Source organism: Herbaspirillum sp. B65 (assembly GCF_000333555.1).
GTDB classification, from domain to species: domain Bacteria; phylum Pseudomonadota; class Gammaproteobacteria; order Burkholderiales; family Burkholderiaceae_D; genus Herbaspirillum; species Herbaspirillum rubrisubalbicans.
Map to the genome: position 1 here is coordinate 1 of NZ_BADI01000141.1, position 4,660 is coordinate 4,660.

The 4,660-nt window shown below is 66.2% G+C and carries 4 protein-coding genes; 2 read left to right on the plus strand and 2 right to left on the minus strand.

Annotation, left to right across the window (positions count from 1 at the left end):
- Positions 1-1,314: type VI secretion system Vgr family protein (locus tag I5W_RS03785; protein ID WP_252716879.1), on the minus strand; the 1,314-nt coding region annotated here is incomplete at its 3' end.
- A gap of 248 nt (positions 1,315-1,562) precedes the next feature.
- Positions 1,563-2,657, minus strand: coding sequence for an ABC transporter ATP-binding protein (locus I5W_RS03790; RefSeq protein ID WP_017452980.1), 1,095 nt, complete (start codon positions 2,655-2,657; stop codon positions 1,563-1,565).
- Positions 2,658-2,764: 107 nt separating this feature from the next.
- Between I5W_RS03790 and I5W_RS03795 the strand changes: the two genes are divergently transcribed.
- Together I5W_RS03795 and I5W_RS29375 are read left to right on the plus strand one after the other, a co-directional pair.
- Complete coding sequence (locus tag I5W_RS03795) at positions 2,765-4,432, plus strand: ABC transporter permease (protein ID WP_044528231.1); 1,668 nt, start codon at positions 2,765-2,767, stop codon at positions 4,430-4,432.
- Between the two features lie 64 nt (positions 4,433-4,496).
- On the plus strand, positions 4,497-4,660 hold a 164-nt coding region (locus tag I5W_RS29375; RefSeq protein WP_159106102.1), incomplete at its 3' end, for an FAD-dependent oxidoreductase.

The window sequence follows — 4,660 nt, forward strand, 5'->3', positions numbered from 1 at the left end:
GAGCTTGGCATCGGCAGCGGTGAGCAAGGGGCGATAGGGGATCTTGTCGCGGATGGCTTCGAAGCGATTGCGATAGACCGGTCGCGCCTCGCCCGGCGCCGGGTTCAAGGCCGCATCCAGCAGGCTGCCCTGGTCATCTTCGTCGGCCAGTACGGCTTGGCCCAGCAGGTTCATGACCTCGCTCTTGAGGTCGGCATTGAGGTTGTTGTGGGCTTGGTGGACCACCCGCAGCAGGACGAAGCGGTCATTGTCGCCGCCGACATGGTCGGCGTGGCCGCTCAGGCTGAAGGTGGTGCCGGGGACGAAGCTGCGCACCGTGCCGGCGCCGGTGAAGATCTTGTTGCGCACTTCGATGGCTTGCATCTGGAGCTTGGCCTGGCGTTCGGCCTGGACGCGGTTTTCGTTGGCGTAGAGGCCGGGGGCGTCGCGGCTGACCAGGGCCAAGGCGGGGGCGCCGCTGTCGGCGGCGGTGGCGCTGGTGGCTTCCCGCACGGCGGCCTGGCGGTAGTCCCAGGTGAGAATTTCCACGGCATTGGTCTGCCAGCGACGCACGCTGCGCCAGCGGTCGATGCTGTCTTGCGCCATCACGGCGCTGGATTGGCTGAAGGCGACGCTGGCGCGCGCATTGTCCTTGAAGCTGCCGTTGTGATCGGCGATGACCATGGTGTGCGCGCCCAGGCTGGGGCTGTTGCTGTGGCCCTGGTGTTCGATGTAGTAGAACATGCCTTCTTCGGCCAGCAGGCGGCTGATGAAGGCCAGATCGCTTTCCTGGTATTGCGTGACCAGGCTGCGCCGGGCATAGACGCTGCTGTCCTGCAGGTCCAGGCGCCACTGCGGTTGCAGCTTGCCTTGGCCCTGGTAGTCGCGCAAGACGGCTTCGATGACTTCGGGCACGGTCATGTCCTGGTACACCGCGCTATCGCGACGATGGCGCAGGAAGGATAACCACGGTTCGATGGTCAGCAGATAACGGGCCATGCCGCCATTGGCGCCTTGCAGCGTGCTTTGGGTGATGTGGCCATGGAAGTGGCGGGCGGCACCATCGGTCTGCAATGCCAGCAGCACCGGTTGACCGATGAGCTTGCGCAGCGACAGGTGGGCGTCCAGGCTCAGGCAGGATAGTTGCAGGCGATAGCCGGCGATGGCCTCGTCGATGTCGCCGCCCTCCAGGAGCGGGCTGATGGTTTCGACGGCCTGGAGTTTTTCGGCCATCAGGCCGTCGAGACCGGCGTCGCTGTCTGGCGACGTGAACAGGCGCATGACACGCGAGGATTGGTGCCAGGCACCAAGAAGGGAGGCGGGAAGTGTGGGCATGATCACAGAAGGGTTGCATTGGCATTCCGGGGAATGCGACCTGGCCAGCTTCTTGATCTGCGTTGTGACTGGCCTATCCGGGCGAACTTAACAACTGGGCGATAGACCAGATGGCTAAGCCTGGGTTCCCTATCCAGTGATAATGACTATTTAGGTTGACTATCGATTAACGATCCAATACAGAGCGAGCGTTTCAGGCGGTTTGCCTGGCATCGGCACTGTAGAAAAAATCTTCATATGCCGTTTGGTCAGCCCTGCACGCTCGCGTCCTCGGCCGCGCCAGGAAAGGTCACCAGATGCGTTACGTCCAGGCGGATGCCTATCCATTCACCTATCGCGTGATCGTGATGGGAGGGGACCAGCGACAGCAGTTGCTGGCCATTCTCCAGGGCCAGCGTATAGAGGAATTGCGCACCCCGGAAGGACTTGCGCAGCACTCTAGCCTTGAAGGGGGAGGCGTCATCGTGCAGCACGTCGTCAGCGCGCAAGAGCACATCCACCTGGGTCGGGCTGGGGGAGGGGGCTTGCAGCGGGATCCCGCGCAGCAAACCGGCGGCGGTCTGCACTTCGATCTGCGGCGAGGCGCCCGTTGGCGCCGCTTGCAATTGCCCGCGCAGCAGGACGCCATGCCCGATGAAATCGGCCGCAAAGCGGGTGGCCGGGCGGTGGTAGAGGGCGTAGGGGCTATCCCATTGTTCCAGCCGTCCGTGGCGCATCACGCCCACCACGTCGGCCACGGCAAAGGCTTCCAGTTGATCGTGGGTGACCATCAGGGCGGTGGTGCCGGTGCGCTTGAGGATGTCGCGCACGTCATGCGCCAGGCGCTCGCGCAATTCCACGTCCAGGCTGGAAAACGGTTCGTCCAGCAACAGCAGGCGCGGTTGCGGGGCCAGTGCGCGTGCCAGCGCGATGCGTTGCTGCTGGCCACCGGAGAGCTGGTGCGGGAACTTGCGGGCGGCCTCGGGCAGGCCCACCAGGTCCAGCATCTGCGTCACGATCTGTGCGCGTTGCGCGCGCGCCATGCCGCGCAGGCCGAAGCCGATGTTGGCCGCCACGTCCAGATGCGGGAACAGCGCGAAATCCTGGAACACCATGCCGATGCGGCGCGCTTCGGCCGCCACCCGCACGCCATCGCCTTCGAGCAATTGGCCATCCAGCAGGATGCGTCCCGCTTGCGCCGGCTCCAGGCCGGCCACGGCGCGCAGCAGGCTGGTCTTGCCGCTGCCGGAAGGGCCGATCAGCGCGCCCAGTTCGCCCGGCTGCAGGCGCAGCGAGACGGCATCGACGGCGGCAGTGGCGGTGCGGGGATAGCGGATGCTGAGGTGCTCGACTTCCAGAAACATGGGCAGGCTCAATGAAATGGTTACAATTCGCGTTTGTCTCGGTGGCTGCAGTGTAGCGCATGGGCCGGGGGACTTCCTTTTTTCTGGCCTCTTCCTGTCTTCCTGCTATGCACATCATCGCTTTGCTCGCTGTCCTGATCGCCTTGCCCCTGTTGGGCATCCTCGCTGCCTGGCTGGGGCTGGATGCCGCCGGGGTCGAGAGTCTGCGCCAGCAGGCCCAGACCGTGCTGCCCGGTTACCTGGCCACTTCCGGCTGGCTGGCGCTGCTGGTGCCGCTGGGGGTGGTGCTGGTGGGTGGGGCGACGGCGGTGACGGTGAGCCTGTTCGAGTTCCGCGGACGGCGCTGGCTGTCGTGGGCCTTGCTGCTGCCGATGGCCATGCCGGCCTATGTCTCGGCGTATGCCTATACCGATTTCCTGCAATACGCCGGCCTGGTGCAGAGCACGCTGCGCGGCTGGTTCCCGGGTTGGCGCATGGATGTGCGCGGCTTGCCGGGGGCGATCTGCATGTTCGTCTTCACGCTCTATCCCTATGCCTACCTGCTGGCGCGCAATGCCCTCTGCGAGCGCGGTACGCATCTGATGGAAGCGGCGCGCATGTTGGGTACGCCCCTGTCCGCACGCATCGTGCGCGTGGCCTTGCCGCTGGCGCGTCCGGCCCTGGCCGCAGGCGCTGCGCTGGCCTTGATGGAGACGCTGGCCGACTATGGCGTGTCGGCCTATTTCGGGCTGACCACGTTTACGACCGGCATCTACAAGGCCTGGGTGGTACTCGATGACCGTCTCGCTGCGGCCCAATATGCCTCCTTGCTGCTGCTGTTCGTGGCGCTGCTGTTGTGGCTGGAGCGGCGCGAACAGGGCCGGATGCGCTTTGCGGCCTCGCGTGGCGGGCGCGGCAGCGATGGCGCCGAGGCGCGCTTGCCGCGTCTGTCGCGCGGGCCGACGCTGCTAGCCTGGCTGGTGTGCGCGCTGCCGGTGGTGCTGGGTTTCCTGCTGCCGGTGGCGATCCTGCTGCATCTCTGGTGGGGCGAGTTGGGGCGTGCCCAAGCTGGCCTGGACATCGCCGCGCCGGCCTTCGACCTGGGCCGCTATGCGGGCTGGGTGTGGAACAGTTTCCGCTTCGGCGGCCTGGCGGCATTCATAGCGATTGGGCTGGCGCTGGCCCTGTGCTTTGCGTTGCGCGCGGGTGGCCTGCCCCGCTTGCAGGGGGCGCTGCTGCGCCTGACGGCACGCCTGGCCGGCATGGGGTATGCCATTCCCGGGTCGGTCATTGCCGTGGGCATCCTGCTGCCGGTGGCCTGGCTGCAGGCGCTGTGGCCGGCAGCGGGCCTGGGGGTGCTCTTGACGGCCACCTCGCTGGGCGTGATCTATGCGTATCTGGTACGCTTCACGGCGGTTGCGGTGCAGTCGGTGGAGTCCGGCTATACGCGCATTCCGGCCAGCCTCGATGAAGCGGCGCGCACCCTGGGCAGTGCGCGCGTGGTGATTGCCTGGCGCTTGCACATGCCGCTGTTGTGGCGTTCGCTGGCGGTGGCGGCGCTGATGGTGTTCGTCGATGTGGTCAAGGAATTGCCGGCCACCTTGCTGTTGCGTCCCTTCGATACCGACACCCTGGCCGTGATCGCCCACAACCTGGCGCGCGATGAGCGCCTGGGCGAGGCGGCGCTGCCGGCCTTGTCCATCGTGCTGGTGGGGCTGGCGCCGGTGCTGCTGGTGATGCGAGCGCTGGATGGCCGGCGCAATGCGGACTTGCAAAGCGGTCTTCCGCCCGCATGATGTCAGCACGCAAAGACCAACAAAGGGCGTAGCCAGGGGGCTGCGGCCACTCTCTGGAGAAACCATGAGCCAATACGATTACGACCTCTTCACCATCGGCGGCGGCTCCGGTGGCGTGCGCGCGGCGCGCTTCGCCGGTCAGGCCGGCGCCCGCGTGGGGCTGGCCGAGAAGGGCGAGCTGGGCGGCACCTGCGTCAATGTCGGTTGCATCCCCAAGAAGCTCATGTC